The organism is Lentzea flava, assembly GCF_014648475.1.
Taxonomy (GTDB): Bacteria; Actinomycetota; Actinomycetes; order Mycobacteriales; family Pseudonocardiaceae; genus Lentzea; species Lentzea flava.
Genome location: NZ_BMRE01000166.1, coordinates 1 through 652 on the forward strand (window position 1 = coordinate 1; position 652 = coordinate 652).

Here is a 652-nt window from a genome sequence, read left to right on the forward strand (position 1 = left end):
TGGGAGGAGCGGCACGCGCCGCGCCACCACGTGTACTCGAAGGTCATGTGCTGGCTGACCATCGACCGCGCGATCAAGCTCGGCGAGCAGTTCGGCCGGGAGCTCGACCCGTCGTGGGTGCCGTTGCGCGACACGATCGCCACGGACGTGCTGAAGAACGGCTGGAACGACGAGGTCCAGTCGTTCACCACGGCCTACGACGGCGACGACCTGGACGCGGCCTCGCTCTTCGTCGGCCTGTCGGGGTTGATCGACCCGGCCGACGAGCGCTTCCAGTCCACGGTCACCGCCATCGAGGCCGAGCTGCGTTCGGGCTCGACCGTCTACCGCTACCACCGCGACGACGGTCTGCCGGGCGACGAGGGCGGCTTCCACCTGTGCGCGGCGTGGATGATCGAGGCGTACCTGCTCACCGGCCGGCGCACCGAGGCCGAGGAGCTGTTCGGCCAGATCGTCGCGGCCGCCGGCCCCACGGGCCTGCTGCCGGAGGAGTACGACCCGGTCGCCGAGCGCTCGCTGGGCAACCACCCGCAGGCCTACTCGCACCTGGGCCTGATCCGCTGCGCCCAGCTGCTCTCGCAGTGAGCTGACGGCACGCGGGGCCCTTTCGTACTGCATGGGCGGGTTCTAGCGATCCCCGCAACACCCTGGA

General features: G+C 70.4%; 1 protein-coding gene. It reads left to right on the forward strand.

What is annotated here, in order from left to right:
• Positions 1-585 (forward strand): glycoside hydrolase family 15 protein (locus IEZ09_RS45985; RefSeq protein WP_229813582.1); only part of this gene is annotated, 585 nt, incomplete at its 5' end.
• Between the last annotated feature and the right edge of the window lie 67 nt (positions 586-652).